The organism is Cytobacillus spartinae (assembly GCF_042865285.1).
GTDB classification, from domain to species: Bacteria; Bacillota; Bacilli; order Bacillales; family Cytobacillaceae; genus Robertmurraya_A; species Robertmurraya_A spartinae.
On record NZ_JBIACK010000004.1, the window covers coordinates 1 to 13,555 of the forward strand.

Annotated in this window: 18 protein-coding genes and 1 pseudogene; 7 read left to right on the top strand and 12 right to left on the bottom strand. The window is 43.2% G+C overall.

The genetic code is table 11. The features are described 5' to 3' along the window. From ACFYKX_RS09770 to ACFYKX_RS09795, 6 genes are all read right to left on the bottom strand, one after another. The coding region (locus tag ACFYKX_RS09770) for a PadR family transcriptional regulator (RefSeq protein WP_389360549.1) at positions 1-433 on the bottom strand (433 nt) is incomplete at its 3' end. 451 nt (positions 434-884) lie between these two features. Then, positions 885-1,076, bottom strand: coding sequence for a hypothetical protein (locus ACFYKX_RS09775; protein WP_389360551.1), 192 nt, complete (start codon positions 1,074-1,076; stop codon positions 885-887). Then, entirely contained in the window at positions 1,073-2,533 is a 1,461-nt protein-coding gene (locus ACFYKX_RS09780; protein ID WP_389360553.1) for a hypothetical protein, read from the bottom strand. Before ACFYKX_RS09780 ends, ACFYKX_RS09775 begins: the two co-directional genes overlap by 4 nt. A gap of 4 nt (positions 2,534-2,537) precedes the next feature. Further along, on the bottom strand, positions 2,538-3,263 hold the full coding sequence (locus ACFYKX_RS09785; protein ID WP_389360555.1) for a class I SAM-dependent methyltransferase: 726 nt from the start codon (positions 3,261-3,263) through the stop codon (positions 2,538-2,540). Further along, positions 3,232-3,990 carry a glycosyltransferase gene (locus ACFYKX_RS09790; RefSeq protein ID WP_389360557.1) on the bottom strand — a complete coding sequence of 253 codons (759 nt, stop codon included), beginning with the start codon at positions 3,988-3,990 and terminating at the stop codon, positions 3,232-3,234. Before ACFYKX_RS09790 ends, ACFYKX_RS09785 begins: the two co-directional genes overlap by 32 nt. 116 nt (positions 3,991-4,106) lie before the next feature. Beyond that, positions 4,107-4,271 (bottom strand): hypothetical protein, encoded by a 165-nt coding sequence (locus tag ACFYKX_RS09795; RefSeq protein ID WP_389360559.1) that lies wholly within the window; start codon positions 4,269-4,271, stop codon positions 4,107-4,109. A gap of 161 nt (positions 4,272-4,432) precedes the next feature. On the opposite strand from ACFYKX_RS09795, the gene ACFYKX_RS09800 reads away from it, so the two are divergent. Next, the gene (locus tag ACFYKX_RS09800) at positions 4,433-5,035 is read left to right on the top strand and encodes a hypothetical protein (RefSeq protein WP_389360561.1); all 603 of its coding nucleotides are present in this window, start codon (positions 4,433-4,435) and stop codon (positions 5,033-5,035) included. Between the two features lie 11 nt (positions 5,036-5,046). Here the strand turns inward: ACFYKX_RS09800 and ACFYKX_RS09805 are convergent, their stop codons facing one another. The 3 genes from ACFYKX_RS09805 to ACFYKX_RS09815 form a co-directional block, all read right to left on the bottom strand. Continuing rightward, a complete protein-coding gene (locus tag ACFYKX_RS09805) occupies positions 5,047-5,406 on the bottom strand; it encodes an endonuclease domain-containing protein (RefSeq protein ID WP_389360563.1) in 360 nt (119 codons plus the stop codon). 259 nt (positions 5,407-5,665) lie between these two features. Next, complete coding sequence (locus tag ACFYKX_RS09810; protein ID WP_389360565.1) at positions 5,666-5,845, bottom strand: Spo0E family sporulation regulatory protein-aspartic acid phosphatase; 180 nt, start codon at positions 5,843-5,845, stop codon at positions 5,666-5,668. 151 nt (positions 5,846-5,996) lie between these two features. Further along, positions 5,997-6,740, bottom strand: coding sequence for a hypothetical protein (locus tag ACFYKX_RS09815; RefSeq protein ID WP_389360566.1), 744 nt, complete (start codon positions 6,738-6,740; stop codon positions 5,997-5,999). Positions 6,741-7,370: 630 nt separating this feature from the next. On the opposite strand from ACFYKX_RS09815, the gene ACFYKX_RS09820 reads away from it, so the two are divergent. The 3 genes from ACFYKX_RS09820 (at position 7,371) to ACFYKX_RS09830 (ending at position 8,824) form a co-directional block, all read left to right on the top strand. Next, complete coding sequence (locus tag ACFYKX_RS09820) at positions 7,371-7,889, top strand: hypothetical protein (protein WP_389360568.1); 519 nt, start codon at positions 7,371-7,373, stop codon at positions 7,887-7,889. 136 nt (positions 7,890-8,025) lie between these two features. Next, positions 8,026-8,514: a hypothetical protein gene (locus ACFYKX_RS09825; RefSeq protein ID WP_389360570.1), complete on the top strand. Its 489-nt coding sequence runs from the start codon at positions 8,026-8,028 to the stop codon at positions 8,512-8,514. Continuing rightward, on the top strand, positions 8,507-8,824 hold the full coding sequence (locus ACFYKX_RS09830) for a topoisomerase DNA-binding C4 zinc finger domain-containing protein (protein WP_389360572.1): 318 nt from the start codon (positions 8,507-8,509) through the stop codon (positions 8,822-8,824). Before ACFYKX_RS09825 ends, ACFYKX_RS09830 begins: the two co-directional genes overlap by 8 nt. Positions 8,825-8,841: 17 nt before the next feature. On the opposite strand, the gene ACFYKX_RS09835 is transcribed toward ACFYKX_RS09830, so the two are convergent. Continuing rightward, complete coding sequence (locus tag ACFYKX_RS09835) at positions 8,842-9,948, bottom strand: helix-turn-helix domain-containing protein (protein ID WP_389360574.1); 1,107 nt, start codon at positions 9,946-9,948, stop codon at positions 8,842-8,844. A gap of 366 nt (positions 9,949-10,314) precedes the next feature. Here ACFYKX_RS09835 and ACFYKX_RS09840 point away from each other — a divergent pair, with 366 nt between their 5' ends. Then, on the top strand, positions 10,315-10,884 hold the full coding sequence (locus ACFYKX_RS09840) for a hypothetical protein (protein ID WP_389360576.1): 570 nt from the start codon (positions 10,315-10,317) through the stop codon (positions 10,882-10,884). Positions 10,885-11,013: 129 nt separating this feature from the next. After that, the gene (locus ACFYKX_RS09845; protein ID WP_389360578.1) at positions 11,014-11,754 is read left to right on the top strand and encodes a glucosaminidase domain-containing protein; all 741 of its coding nucleotides are present in this window, start codon (positions 11,014-11,016) and stop codon (positions 11,752-11,754) included. 135 nt (positions 11,755-11,889) lie between these two features. Here the strand turns inward: ACFYKX_RS09845 and ACFYKX_RS09850 are convergent, their stop codons facing one another. After that, positions 11,890-12,426 (bottom strand): protease complex subunit PrcB family protein, encoded by a 537-nt coding sequence (locus ACFYKX_RS09850; RefSeq protein WP_389360580.1) that lies wholly within the window; start codon positions 12,424-12,426, stop codon positions 11,890-11,892. Positions 12,427-12,939: 513 nt separating this feature from the next. Next, positions 12,940-13,029, bottom strand: a pseudogene (locus ACFYKX_RS09855) (JAB domain-containing protein); the annotation flags it as partial. A 136-nt stretch (positions 13,030-13,165) separates the two neighbouring features. On the opposite strand from ACFYKX_RS09855, the gene ACFYKX_RS09860 reads away from it, so the two are divergent. Further along, entirely contained in the window at positions 13,166-13,456 is a 291-nt protein-coding gene (locus tag ACFYKX_RS09860; protein ID WP_389360582.1) for a hypothetical protein, read from the top strand. Positions 13,457-13,555 lie beyond the last annotated feature (99 nt).

Genomic DNA, 13,555 nt, shown 5'->3' on the forward strand with positions numbered 1-13,555 from the left:
ACGACTGTAAACTCACTTTTTCTTCGTTTCCCTCTTTTTTGAGGAATGATTCCTCACTTACTTGAACCACGGTATTCATGAAACGAAGGTAGGCATCTGTTTTCGCAAGGAGGGAGGCTTTTAATTCCTGGTAACGCCGAACCCCAGCATCGGTGAACGAGTAGAGACGCTTTCGCTTCGTATTCGGATTCTCATGCCGCTCCCACTCACTTCTCAAAAACCCTTCCCGCTCCCACTGGTGGAGGAGTGGATAGAGGTGCCCTTGAGCAATCCCAACGAACCCGCCGGATTCTCGCTTGATTTTCTCATGAAGGTCAAACCCGCTTCGTCTTGCCGGGGCATGATATAGAGCGGTCGTGATCAAGAGCAAATACAATTCTTTTTTCGTCGTAAATACAGTGAGTAGACTACGGGTACGTTCCGTTTGAGCCATCTGTATCACTCCTTACGTTTCTGGATTTGTTCTATCCTTTAGAACCAACCTAGTAAAAATGCGAAAGAATCGGCGCAAAATCGTGAAAATCGGACATGACAAGGGATTATCGTTCGCCAGCCCTCTTTTTCCGGCTTTTTCCGGCGATTTTCTTCTTTTTTTAGTAGGTATAAGGGAAAGGAAAATAGATTCTCAGGTTCGCTCATCGAATGGTTCCGAAATCTCTACAAGAATTATTTGGATTTATTGTACCACACTGTAAGCCCATAGAGAGGCTCGTCTTCTTCATAGTCCGAATTTCTTGTGAAAAATTCGGATAATCTGAAATCAAGTAGTGGATTTTCTGGATCAAGTCCGAAATCCTTAAAACAGAATTCAGATAAAAGAACCCCGTCTCTTCTGAAAGAAATAGGGTCCAAATCCGCTTGAATTCTCGTACATTCTACGTTTTTTACCACGTCTTGAAGAAAATCCAAAAGGGGAGAATGACAAACAGCCATAGATTCCACGAAACAATACCCGTCAAAGGGAGAAGGGAGAAACCAAACGCTCTTCGCCACTTTCGTTTTTCATCCAAGGTTTCCGCTTTTCGCCACTGACGGTAGAGGGCTAAAGAAGAGGAGAGCATGACAAACGTGGTCATGGGGTTTCCTCCTTCACATCCCATACTTTGCCCCACGTTCCTTCAAAGACAGGCTCTCCAAATCGCTTCGTGATCGCTTCTTCTTCAAATGGGCGAGTGCCGTCAGGATTGTGCGGAAGAAGTAGCACATCTGGGTGAGAGAGGGAAATCTCTTCTAGCAGAATCGGAAGATGCCCTTTCGTGATGTAGTAAGAACGCTCAAGAGCGGTAAAGTTTCGGGAACCTTTTCTGCTTTCATCTTGTTGGAACGGATCCCAGCGACCATCCGCTAACACCGAACCTCCCTGCTGCAGAATGTAGCTCGACACATTAAAGTCGGCTAACACTTTAGGCTGGTGGTAGTGTTGATTCACATAGGCCATCTCTTCGACTGGATAGTTAGGGTTCGCTTCTGCTTTTTCAGGCAAAATACCGGCTCCTGCATAGGCAACAACCCCTAGTGTAAACAACAAGAGAAAACGAGAGAATGATAGAGAAAAACGTAGCAAGTTCGTATTCGGAACCAACCCCCAGAAGAAGGGCAAAAACAAAAACAAGAAATGAGCCTGTTTGAATCCTGAAACGGCTAACGTTCCAATCCCTAGAGCAAGGAAGAGGGAAAGAGGATTTCTCTTCATGAGAAACACACAGAACAAAAACAGCAAAAAGACTAGAAGGAGAGTGGGATGTGATGTGTAAACAAGTGGTTTCCATTCCTCGTTCCATTCTGCTACTCGTGGATCTCCTCCAACAAGAAGAATGTAAAGAATGTTTTCGAGACCACCCGGATTGAACAAAGCCACCCCAAATTGAGAAATGGAAAGAATCACAAAAGAAAGGGGGAGTCTTTTTTCCTGATACACATAGGCTGCGACAACAATGCCCCACAAAACGAAAAGGACAGGCCACACTCCTCCATGAACATTGGCTAAAACAAAGGAACTTCCTACTAGGATGAGAGCTCTCCACATCCTCGGTTTCTTGGTAAACCGCACCATCCAGACAAATGCCCACACGATGAGAGGCGCGGATACGATTTGAGGGCGGATCGAGAAAAACATCATCATCATCGGCAATAGAAGAAGGAGAAGAATGAACACATCCATTCCGGTTAAATCTTTGGTTTCTCTCCCTTCTTGTAAAAGACGGACCATGGCATAGACGGTAAAAAACAAACAAAGAGAGGAGGCTAGGTGAACCAAATTCCATCCTCCCTTTTGGTATAGCCAAGCAAGGGCCCATTGAAACCAAATCTCATGAGTCACATAGGGAAGAGAAGGATCAAAACTGTTAATGGCGTAAGTGGGAATTTGGCGATGGTCCAACATCCACTCTCCAATTCCCAAATGAAAGTACATATCTGAATTGAATATGGCGTAAGCAGGAGTCAGTCGACCAAAGAGCAGAAGGATGATCACCATGGCAAACGAGTAAAACAACCAGGATGGTAGAGTTAGATTGGATTGAGGAAGTCTCATGAAACTAGGCTCCTTTCTTCAGGTAGGCAAAGTAACTTAAGCCGTAAGAGTGGGTTTTCTTTTGAAGCAATGAAGATTCTTCTCTTTTAAACAACTGATACAAGCGTTCATTCAACCACGGAGCAGGGGTTTTTTGTTCATCGAGCGGAACTCCCATCTTTTTTAAAAGTCGAGACATGACAGCAAGCGGGAACGTATGGGTTTGAAAACACGTGCCGTACTCGAGAGTCCATCCGGTTTCCTGAAACAAGGAGAGTAGTTCGTCTTTTCGGTAACGGCGTTCATGATGAAGGGCTTCGTCGTGACTTGTCCAGAGCCACGGATGAAGAGGCACGGTAAGGAGCAAATGCCCATCTGGTTTGGCAACGGATTGTAAGTGAATCAACGATTCTCGGTCTTCTTTCACGTGTTCTAACACATCTAAGAGCAACACGGTATCCACTGGAACAAGGGAAGGAACGTGAGGAAGGCATCCTTCGATGACCTCAATGCCTTTTTGTTGGCAAAGAAGAAGGGATTCTGTATGAAAATCCATGCCATAGCGGTTCACACCGCTCTCTTTTAACGTATCTAAGAAAAAGCCAGTGCCGCACCCGACATCGAGAACAGAGTGCGAAGGGGATAACACCCCTTGAGCCGAGAGGAAAGAAAGAATCATTTCCTGTCTAGCTCGGTGCCACCAGTGGGAGGTTTCTTGTTCATTCATATGATGATAGATGTTGGGATTCAAGAGCGAGTCGCTCCTTTCGAATGAGTTGTTTTCGTAAACGAATGAGGGTCGTAAGCATACGAAGGCCATCTTGGATGGGGTGAACGGTCGAACCTGGTTGATCTCGCCAAATGCACGGCAGTTCGAGTACCGGTTCTTGAAGGCGTCGTGCTTTAAGGAGAAGTTCTACATCCATCGCAAACCCTTGTTCTTGTAAGGGTTCAAACAGAATTGGCACGAGGGTATGGTGAAAGACCTTGCAGCCACATTGCGTATCGGGATAGGGAAGGTGGGTGATGAGGCGGGTAGCATAGCGGAACAAGAGTCCGGTGAGTTGACGGAAGAAAGGTTGTTTGGGGATGAGTTGAGACTGCGGATGAGCCCGGGAGGCGATGATGATGGAAGGCAGAGGGGTTTGAGAGAAGACTTGGGTGAAGAAGGAAAAGTCAGTCGCCCCATCGGCGTCACAGAAGGCTCTCCATTCGCCATTTGCCTGTTTCATGCCATGTGCCACGGTTCCACCCTTGCCAAGTCGTTGCTCATTCTCGATGACGGTCATCCATTCATGGGTGTTGGCTAATGAACGTGCTACATCCAAGGTCTCATCAGGGGAAGGTTCAATGACGAGGATGACTTCAAGGGAGTGAGGGAAGGTTTCTTTCCAAGAGAGTAGGGACTTTATGGTAGAAGGAAGTCGTTCGGCTTCTCGGTAACAGGGGATGATGAGGGATAGAAATGGGGAGGGCATGGTACCTCCTCCTTTCAAGGGAAATGAAATACGAAGGGTTGTGCCTTTATTATACGATGTTTTAATAGGTGTTTTCAATGAATAGAGGAATGAAATAACAGGAGAAGAAATCTCCTTTACGCATAGCAATCCATGAATTGCCCTAAATGACTTTCAGGATGGTGATAGATTCGTTTTTGTTTAGGAGAAGTATATTTAGGGGGTGGAGCGGATTTTCGCTTTTTACGGGGTTGTTGGTGAGCAGAAGATCCAAACTCTTTTGTGACAGGTGTTGATTTCATGGGCATAGCCTCCTTATTTATCGTGGAAAAGTCGAATACATCTTTATCGTATCGAAGATTGAAGAGGGTTTTCAAGGAAATTAGGAATAAATCAAGAATAAGTGAATAAAAAAATAACCACAGGGAGAAAATGAGAGTAAAACGTGAAGGGAAGAACACCTATGCAAATTCAATCCACCCTCGCCAAAGCCTGGAGCAAGGCACTCACGCTTACAACTCTTTCTCCCAGAGAGCGGCTTCAAGAAGCAGGTATCTCAATTATTTTTCATACAAAAGAGATTCAGTGGAAAAAAGAAGGGTTTTTGGTGTATCTGGAAGTGATCTTAACCGAAATCAAGTCAGGGGATCGGTGGGAGGTGATCCAAGGCGGAATGGGGGCGACGCTGCCAGAAGCCTACCAAGAAGCCGTACATCTCTTTTTTGACTTACATCTTCCGACTGGAACTGCTCCAGTGGTAGGAGTTGAACCAGAACGCGAAACGCAAGAACCAGAGCCAAAGAAATGGATGACCGAGCCTCAGCGCAAGTGGCTCTTAAAACTCATTGACGAATTTGAGCGGATGGGGGTTCCGCCTCTGTTCTTGAAAGAAAAAATCACGGATGAAGTTGGCATCTTTGCTTCGTATGAAGAATTGACACAGACTCAAGCCAGTAAAGCGATTGACGCGTTAAAAGCATGGAAACACGGAGGAAATAAAGACCTAGTGGAAGCCTCCGTCAAATATCGGTTTCAGAAGTTGGAGGCATCCGCTCCCACGCATTAGAAAAACGCCTTTTAGGAAGGCGTTTTTTCTTGTTTCTGTGGATGTGACGTTACTTGGTCCATGATGACCTTCAGAATGCTTCTCGCCACTTGTTCGCTTCCCCAATTTAAGAACTGTACAGGAATCCGGAAGACATGCCACCCATTCGATTGTAAGTAGCGGTTCCGCCTTTCATCCCACTCTTGTTGAATAGGGTTGTCATGGTGAGGACCATCGACTTCTATTGCAAACTTAAGTCCTCCACACCACAAGGCAATATCAATGTAGAAACGCTCATCCGGGCATTCCAGTACCGGTCCAATCATACCTTTTCCTTTGTATTCGTACATCACGATCCGGCGAATCGCTTGAAACAATCGTCGCTGAGACATAGAGGGCTCAGGTACAAAATCACACCAATGTTTAGAGTGAGTCGGGAATGGGTAGACGGGTGGTTTCCCTTGAATCGCTGCTTCTTTCAAAATAGCTCACTCCTTTTCATAGAAAAACCGAATATACTTTTGGTGTTCCCTGATTCTCGTGCTTTATGCGCGTAAAGCAAAAAAATTCCCCCAAAAGAGATCATTGGGGGATTTCCGAATGCAAAGTGCCTGAACTTCCCATGTGATAGGTTGTCCAGCAAAATCATTTCTATTCAAGAAAGTAATTCTTAACCTCAAACGATTTTAATATCAATTGATCCAGTTCTTCACTTGTTTGAACCGTGAGGGGGTGGGTAAGACCAAGTACAAGCCCCAACTGGATTAAAGAACGTCTTTTTTGTTCAATGATTTGTTTTAAAGATTCAGGAGCGGATAGGACGGTGGACATACATATTCTCCTTATCATAGGCAAATAGAATGAGTTTGAGTCCTATTATAGTATGGAATTGAATAGGTAAACTAGGGAAATAATGACAAATCCGTGAAAGGTGATAACCCGAAAGCCCTAAAGGCTTAAGGGGAGAGAGTTACAATCAAGTTCAGATGAGGGCGACTTTGACGATTTCCTTCATGCCTTCACGCTTGATGCCAGAATAGGAGTCATCGTTTTCATCCATGACGGAATCAAACGGAATGACGAGAAGCGGGGTGCGGTAGTTGAACACGATGAACCGAGTAGCCATATCCTCATACGAGCCTTCGTTATCTTCCACGGTATACTGAAGCGTATAGCCATGGTTTGGTAAGATGCCTTCTGCTTGTAAATCCATGAAGAGGCTTGGTACATCAGATACGTCTACGGTAGAGTTTGAATCATCAAATCCTGCCTCATAGTTCGTGAGGAGATAGAGGTTCATCTCATCCAAGACGTTTTCCACTAATTCATCAAACGAATCGGTAAAAGGAACGATTTTTTCAACCAATGGAGCAAACCCTTCCTTTTTCAATCCTTTGTAGTCCCCATCTTCGTTTTGAGAAAAGAGGGTTTCTACAGGCAGAGTTAGGAGAGGATTCGTAGATCCGTTTTCTTTTAAGACAACCTCTTCTGCTACAAACACATCTTCAACAAATGTGCCGACCACACGAACAGATACCTCCTTGGGAAGAATGTTCAGGATCTTCAGAGAGTCAAAAAAGGGAGTAAAGGTTTCTGGAGACACCTCATTGCCTTCATTCCAAACTGCTGAAACGTCTTCATTGCTCCAGCTATCGGCTAGCACGTTCTCTATGTTGTTTAAGATTCCTTCTTGAATACCATTCACCGTTAACATCGTCTTAGTCAAATGTAACTCCTCCTTCAATATCGTGAAAAATGAACATCCAATACCTCTCCAGTATAACATAAAAGGAATTATTAATGAATAAAGGAATAAAACAAAACGTTCAAGTATCTGTCACATCTTTCCTAATTTTTCCCTTCTATTTCTTGAACAGAAGAAAGGGAGAATGATAGAATAAAGGTATACCTAGAAACTAAAAACTGCACCCTCAACCTCCATAGGAGTTTGGGAGAGAGATGCAGAACGAAAGATGAAGATTACTTTAGAACAGTTCAACTAACATACGAGGAAGGACCTCATGAGTTGAAGATGTTCATAGAGGACAGTTCGCAAGAATAATGACGAAAAGTGCAAGACCAAGCCTGTCGGAGGACAGGATACGTCTACCCATCACCCACTTTTATTCATATTGCGGAGTGTTAACTTTATGGCCATCTTGAATTCGTGGGGTTTTTTTATTCCTTTATTCCCAATTTGTTCATAGATTTTTATGAATAGATGGGTTAAAATAGGAACAAGTGTTCTTGTTTTTGCGAAAAATGAGGACAACCCCCGCTCAAGTGGTCATAACTCGATAATCCAGAACGACTGGTGATGGAACCCAACCATTTGTACGAAGAGAGGAGAAAAAACATGAGTCAAATTCAAGCCATTCAACCTAACAACGAATCCATTCACCCTATTTTTTCGGAGATTCCTCCGCTGCCACCGCTCCGCAATGGAAGTGAGGTGGACCTCTGCCGATTGGCTCGTCAAGGGTTGCTACGAAAGGGGAAAAAGGGCTACCAAAAGCGGGAGGAAGGGATGTCGATGTTCGGGGAAGTAGAAGAAGGAGAGTGGTTCTGGATCGAAGAGAGCATCCAATACGTGAAAAAGGGATACGAGGAAACCGCTCAGGAACTCATGGAGGTCAAGCGTGAATGGATAAAAGGTTCTTCGTTCGTTCCATTTTCAAAGATTCTAAAACTGGAACATACCCTACGCCTCTACCTCATTCTATGGGAAGAGGCAGAGCCGTTCTTCTTCCGCTCCCCACGACAATTAGAAGACTGGATAGACGAACACTCAACGCTCGAGTGCTGGTTTGAGAATCTGCTCATGGGAGATGTATTTGACCAGAGCCTTTCGCAAACCATACGTGAAATATGGTAAAGTCAAGACCCCTTTCAAAAATGGAAGGGGTATCTTTCTATTTTCCTAGAATTCCGATATTCATTCATAGTATACTAAACTTACAAACCATAATCCGAATTTCCTTTGGAATTTCGGAGTAGAAAGAAGGGATACCATGCATTCTCTGATTCAATCTGATGTGCAGCACTTTCTTCCCATCATGGAGGCTCACACCGGGATTAAATTCCAGAAAATCAACGTGACGGAATTTGCAGACCTCACGACTCACCCTGAAATTCCTCTGTTTCTTGCCTCTTTGCAACCTTACCCTGCTAACCCTCTTGCCCTTTCTGCTCAAGCCCCTTTTTACGGTACGATTGGTTTTGAAGCCGATCCGCAACTACAATCCTCTATTCTTTCCTATCATCATCACAAAGTCGGCTTAAAAACGGTGTGTAAGGATTTGTTCTTGCATGTGACAGGCATCTTAGCGAAACAACGTCAGCAAATGATGAGTTTTCATATTCTTCCGGTTCTTTCAGGGGAAGCCACCATATTGAGTGAAGGCATTGGGATGTCGTTTTTCTCAGAGCAAGGCGTGTGTACGCTCTTCTTTTTAGATGGATTTCAATGGACTCAAGAAGGAGAGATGACACGTGGCTAAGAAATCGTGGGATTACTTAAACTTGGTGTGTGGCAACTGTGGGTCCCCGCTAACCATTCAAAAAGGCGAATGGGGAACGTTCTATGCCTGCAGCGAATACCCAAAGTGCTACAACCGCTTCACCACCAATCTTTACGAACTCTTGCTTGATAAAGTCTATGACCATGTATTAAAGCATGGCCATGCCAAAAACTTTAAATGGAACGTTCGTAGAAGCCGTCTTCATGCCGTGGTACAAACCGTGAAAGAAACGGACCAACAAGTGACGCTAAGTGTGTTAAACGTGGCTTTTGCGAAAAAGAGAGCCTAACAGAGAATACCCTCGTCTTAAACGACGGGGGTATTGATTTTGGGCAATCCCAGGTTTTCAAAGTATTTCTGATAAGAAGGCGGAACCAGATGAGGGTATTCCTCGCCAAGGTGATGACAATTCCACGCATGCTCTGTCGCTTTCTCCTTTTCTCCAAGAGCATGATACGCGAGTGCGATTTCCATTTCACTCATGATGGAATACCACACGACATTCCCTTTTGAAAAACATTCTCTTCCTTTTTCTAGTTCTTCGATGATTTTTCTTCGGTTCGGTCGTTTCTGGATGTGCTCATCTTGAGAGCGTAATAAATAGTAAAATCCTTTGGCTTGGGCATGTACAGTCTCATTTCGGTGCAAGAGCTCTGCACATTTCTTTTGATAAGATTTGGCGGCAGAATGATTTCCTAGCTCGTAGTAACACATGCTGAGACCTAGACAAATCGCCTGTAAAATTGGGTGATACGTATGATAGTACTTGACGAGTTGAAAGGCTTCTTGGTAGGATTTTAAGGATTCTCGAAATAACGCTCGAGAGGCTTCAGAAGGGCGATGAATCATGGTGTTGTGATCAAAAAGAGAGACAGATCGTTTAATCTCAAATCCTTGTTCAAGCAAGCAATCACCTTGAATATAGTACACTTGCCCTAAATCAAGTCGAGTACCCACCTTCTTTGGAGATGACAAAATACTTCGACAAATGGATAAGGCATTCACAAACTGATGTTGATTTCGCAAAACACGTGCTTCGTAGATAGATAGTTGCAATTGGTGAACGGGGTTTTGAAAGAGTGGGTCTTCTCGGTGTTTCTTCACTTGTTGCAGCGTCAACTGTAACGCATTCTGCTTTAATAGCATTTCTAGTTCATACAGAGCATCTTCTACTTCAAAGCAGCAAGGATCTTCTTCTGATGGAGGTTCTGCCGGGATGTTTCTGTGCTGTTCTCCGTTTAAGGTTTGTAGCTGTTTTAAAATATCCAGATACAAAGAAAGAGCAGGAACGGTTTTTCCTTTCTCAATTTGACTGATCATGGATTGTGTAACCCCGAGTAGATGAGCCATTTTCCCTTGTGTCAGATTCATTTCTTTTCGATACTTCCGTATCATTTCTCCTAAGTCATTCATCCTATTGACACCTTCATCCCAAAATATAAGTATTACTAATATTTTTATTATAATCGAAGAATATTCCTCTATTCATTTAGAAATATGTCGGTTTTATGGCGTTTTTTGTCTATTCCCGCCTTTTCTCCTATTTTCCAAAAAAGTTTAGGTATGGTTTAATATGGAATATACAGATAGATATAAAGGGTTTGTACAGCGTTTGTACAAATTTTGTACGTGCTAGTCGGGAACGGGGTGATGGTGGTCTTTCTTGTATGGCTACTTTGTCCTATTTCCTTTGGGCTAGATGCGATGGAGATTTGCAAAAGAAAAAGAGCATGAGGGAAACAGAAATCTACACACCCAAGTTGAAAGGAGTTGACCCAGTTGAATGCTCAGAACTTTTGTTCCAACAATGTCGTGTTCGAGCGTATGGTCAAGCAAGGTCTAATCTGGAAAGATCAAAAAGGATATTATGCGTTTGAGAAGGAAATTAACTTTTTTGGCGAAGAGGTAAAGGGCGAAAAATACTACCTTGTGGATAGTTATCAAGCGTTTCTATCCATGAAGAACGAATGGAGACATCTTCACGAAACCTTACAAGAAAAAATGAGTCACACCATTCCTTCCCCATGGAGAATTGAATATTTCAAAGGGTTATTGTTAGCCTTATGTGTAGCAGATTACAAGTTAGCCAAACTCGAAGAACTGCATGTGGAGTTGAAACAAGGGCATTTCAAATCTCCTCGTCAGATGGAAGAATGGGTGAGTGATTGTTCCAATTTGGAATCGTTTACAGATAGCATCCATGAATTGGTGTATGATTCTCCATTAAAAGTGTTAAAGAATACGTTACAAAGGATTGATACGATGTTGGCGATGGATTCACTAGGTATCCATCAATGGCTAGGGGCAGCTGAACCAACAGACGTAAAAGACGTAAAGGAAGCACAATAGGGCGAAATATTTCATTTTCATTACATTTTCAATGAAGAACGGTATAAATAGGGCATATCGTGTTGTAATGTGGTAAAATGGGTACAAGCCGGTCCTTCCGGCTTCAAAACCATTTAAAGGAGTGTTGGGATGAAGAAATCGTGGAAATCCCTTGCCTTCAGCGCTCTAGCGTTGTCGTTTGCTTTTGTTACTACTTCGAACGTTCTTGCCTCAGATATGACCTCGACGTCTAACCCTCTCGAAATCGAGTTTCTTCCTGAAATCGGATTTGAATGGAAGAACTTAACACCGTCACAGACTCCCATTTTCCTACCGAGCTCCAGAGTCAATGCCTATGAGTCTCTCATGAAATACAAGTTGTCACTGACTGGTGACACGAAAACCGATGTTCATAAGGCGTACAATGTTCAAAACATGTCGGTCATTACCGCAGAAGACCTTGAACAGTTGTTTGACGGGAAACTAAAAGGGAAAGGGCTTAAAACCATTGAAGTAGGTCAAAAATACAAAATAGACCCAGCCTTTTTAGCCGCCATCATGATGCATGAAAGTGCCAACGGAACCAGTGATGCCATCCATCGTCTGAACAATGTCGGAGGAATCATGTACTACGAGGGAGGTCTTCGTAAGTTTAAAAGCGTGGATGAATCCATTGAGGAACTTGGAGCTCTACTGGATCGATTGTACTTGCCGAATGGGAAAAACACACCGGAAACCATTCAAAAATGGTACTGTCCGGTGGGGGCTTCGAATGACCCAACCGGCCTTAATGTGCATTGGCTAAAAGCCGTGACGTACTACTGGAAAGAAATTCGTTCCTATGCTGTACTAAATGAAACGGACCTTCCTGTCGTAGCTCAAAAAGATTAACCGAGTATGTCATATCCAAGTCTATGAACCTCTAACACTCTGAATTTCTAGGGAAATTCAAGAAAATCTTAGCGGTTTAGGAGAAGAAGAGCCTGATAAAAGCAAGAAAAAAGGACCTCTTTTGGAGGTCCTTTTTTAGTATGGAGTAATCACGGGTGTAGGCTTTTGAAAACCAGGTTTCTTGATGGGTTTAACGGGTTGGGGTTTGGGAATGGTTGGTTTCGGGATATGGATTCCATGAGAAGGAACAATGGTTCCTTTCACCGCTAGGCTTGTGGCTGGAATGCTCACGACCACATAGGGTGTCGTAAGAACTTGCATCACCATGTCATCCTTTTTCGGGCTCGTATGTTTGGCTTGCGCCATGATCACGGCAGGGGAAACCGAATAGATTCGTTCGATGGCGATACTGTGACCACCAGACGTTTGCTCCCCTAATGAAGCCAAGATGTACGTCTTATCTCCAACGGTTTGAGAGAAAATGCCACGTTTCTCTGCCTTTGGTAGCAAACCTTGTTTGATTTCATCTGGCAAGGCTTCCTCCGTTTCCATTAGATAGGGAATGGATTGGAATTTCGATTTCGAGATGGATTTTCCCATCGGGGAGCCGGGAAGTTGAGAAGCGGATGCCGCACTTCCAAATGCGAGCAAGAGAATCAAACTCGCTAGCAACCAAGTGAATCCTTTTTTCATTCAAACACCTCCTACAAAAATGGACACATCGCTTAGATATGTCATAACCAAGTACAAGGGGTGTAATAGGGTTTTATAGCATGTTAAAGTCAGGTTTAGACCAGTTGGAAGGAAAAGACGATGGAAGTGATTCAGTGACAGAAGTAAGAGGATGGAGCGAAAGGAAAATACATAGAGAAAAAACGCACAGATGATGTTGAAGAATTTCTTTTCTGTCTCAAAAATACGGGTATACCCAAGAAACTGAGATAGTGAGAATAGGAGAATCAAGTGATTTCTAATGGCACTTCTCCATTGTACCACAAAATTGCGATGTATACGAGTATTATTTATGAACAACGGAATGTTTAGTCGGGTTTGAATTTCACAAAATAACAATTTTGTGAAGTTGACAGATTCATAGAGAGAAAATGGGCTGTATAACCTCCACTACCTTGGTTGGTTCTTATTTTCCTGCTGAAAATAAGATTGGTAGTTGAAAGGCGTGAAACTTTAGATGTATCCTTTCTCCTTCAAACTCACAAACTTCGTTTGGGTTCCAATGATGATGTGATCCAAAACAGGAATGCCTAGTAGACTGCCTAGTAGTTTAGAGGAACGAAAGTTTTCCATTCCTCTAGTAGACGAACAAAGGAATCTCATAGTATGATAGAGTAACAACCATATTATGGTAGATATGATCCTGAAATCTTCGATTTCGGATTGGAGGAATTTGCACATGTCTATGATTAAAACCCGAGTATCATTCGAGCAGCTCCCTTCTATTCTTCAAGAGGTGGTAAACGAAGAGGTTATCCATCACGCTGGGGTGGTTCGAGAAGCCTTGTTTACAGAAGAAAACGGTCATATTGTGAAAACCTACTCTGTATTTGTGGAGCTAGAACGAGCGTGGAGCATCCATTCTCTACATGTAAGCCCTTATAACGAGCATCAAGAACTTAAAAAAGAAGATGTACAAAGCGTAACGATTCACAAAGAACACATCGAAATCATCAAATCTCTTAGGTAGAACAAGGGTAGTTGGTTTATGAAAAATCTGTGAACATGTCGAAAAATGTCTTGATATTCATGATTTGTTTTGATATTCTACATATACGTTCTGTTATTG

Excerpts from the sequence above, each read along its gene's own strand:
- ACFYKX_RS09845 (WP_389360578.1), top strand. The coding sequence starts at position 11,014 with ATGAAGAAATCGTGGAAATCCCTTGCCTTCAGCGCTCTAGCGTTGTCG.
- ACFYKX_RS09805 (WP_389360563.1), bottom strand. The coding sequence starts at position 5,406 with ATGTCTCAGCGACGATTGTTTCAAGCGATTCGCCGGATCGTGATGTAC.
- ACFYKX_RS09860 (WP_389360582.1), top strand. The coding sequence starts at position 13,166 with ATGTCTATGATTAAAACCCGAGTATCATTCGAGCAGCTCCCTTCTATT.
- ACFYKX_RS09780 (WP_389360553.1), bottom strand. The coding sequence starts at position 2,533 with ATGAGACTTCCTCAATCCAATCTAACTCTACCATCCTGGTTGTTTTAC.
- ACFYKX_RS09795 (WP_389360559.1), bottom strand. The coding sequence starts at position 4,271 with ATGAAATCAACACCTGTCACAAAAGAGTTTGGATCTTCTGCTCACCAA.
- ACFYKX_RS09820 (WP_389360568.1), top strand. The coding sequence starts at position 7,371 with ATGAGTCAAATTCAAGCCATTCAACCTAACAACGAATCCATTCACCCT.
- ACFYKX_RS09835 (WP_389360574.1), bottom strand. The coding sequence starts at position 9,948 with ATGAATGACTTAGGAGAAATGATACGGAAGTATCGAAAAGAAATGAAT.
- ACFYKX_RS09810 (WP_389360565.1), bottom strand. The coding sequence starts at position 5,845 with ATGTCCACCGTCCTATCCGCTCCTGAATCTTTAAAACAAATCATTGAA.
- ACFYKX_RS09790 (WP_389360557.1), bottom strand. The coding sequence starts at position 3,990 with ATGCCCTCCCCATTTCTATCCCTCATCATCCCCTGTTACCGAGAAGCC.
- ACFYKX_RS09775 (WP_389360551.1), bottom strand. The coding sequence starts at position 1,076 with ATGACCACGTTTGTCATGCTCTCCTCTTCTTTAGCCCTCTACCGTCAG.
- ACFYKX_RS09825 (WP_389360570.1), top strand. The coding sequence starts at position 8,026 with ATGCATTCTCTGATTCAATCTGATGTGCAGCACTTTCTTCCCATCATG.
- ACFYKX_RS09800 (WP_389360561.1), top strand. The coding sequence starts at position 4,433 with ATGCAAATTCAATCCACCCTCGCCAAAGCCTGGAGCAAGGCACTCACG.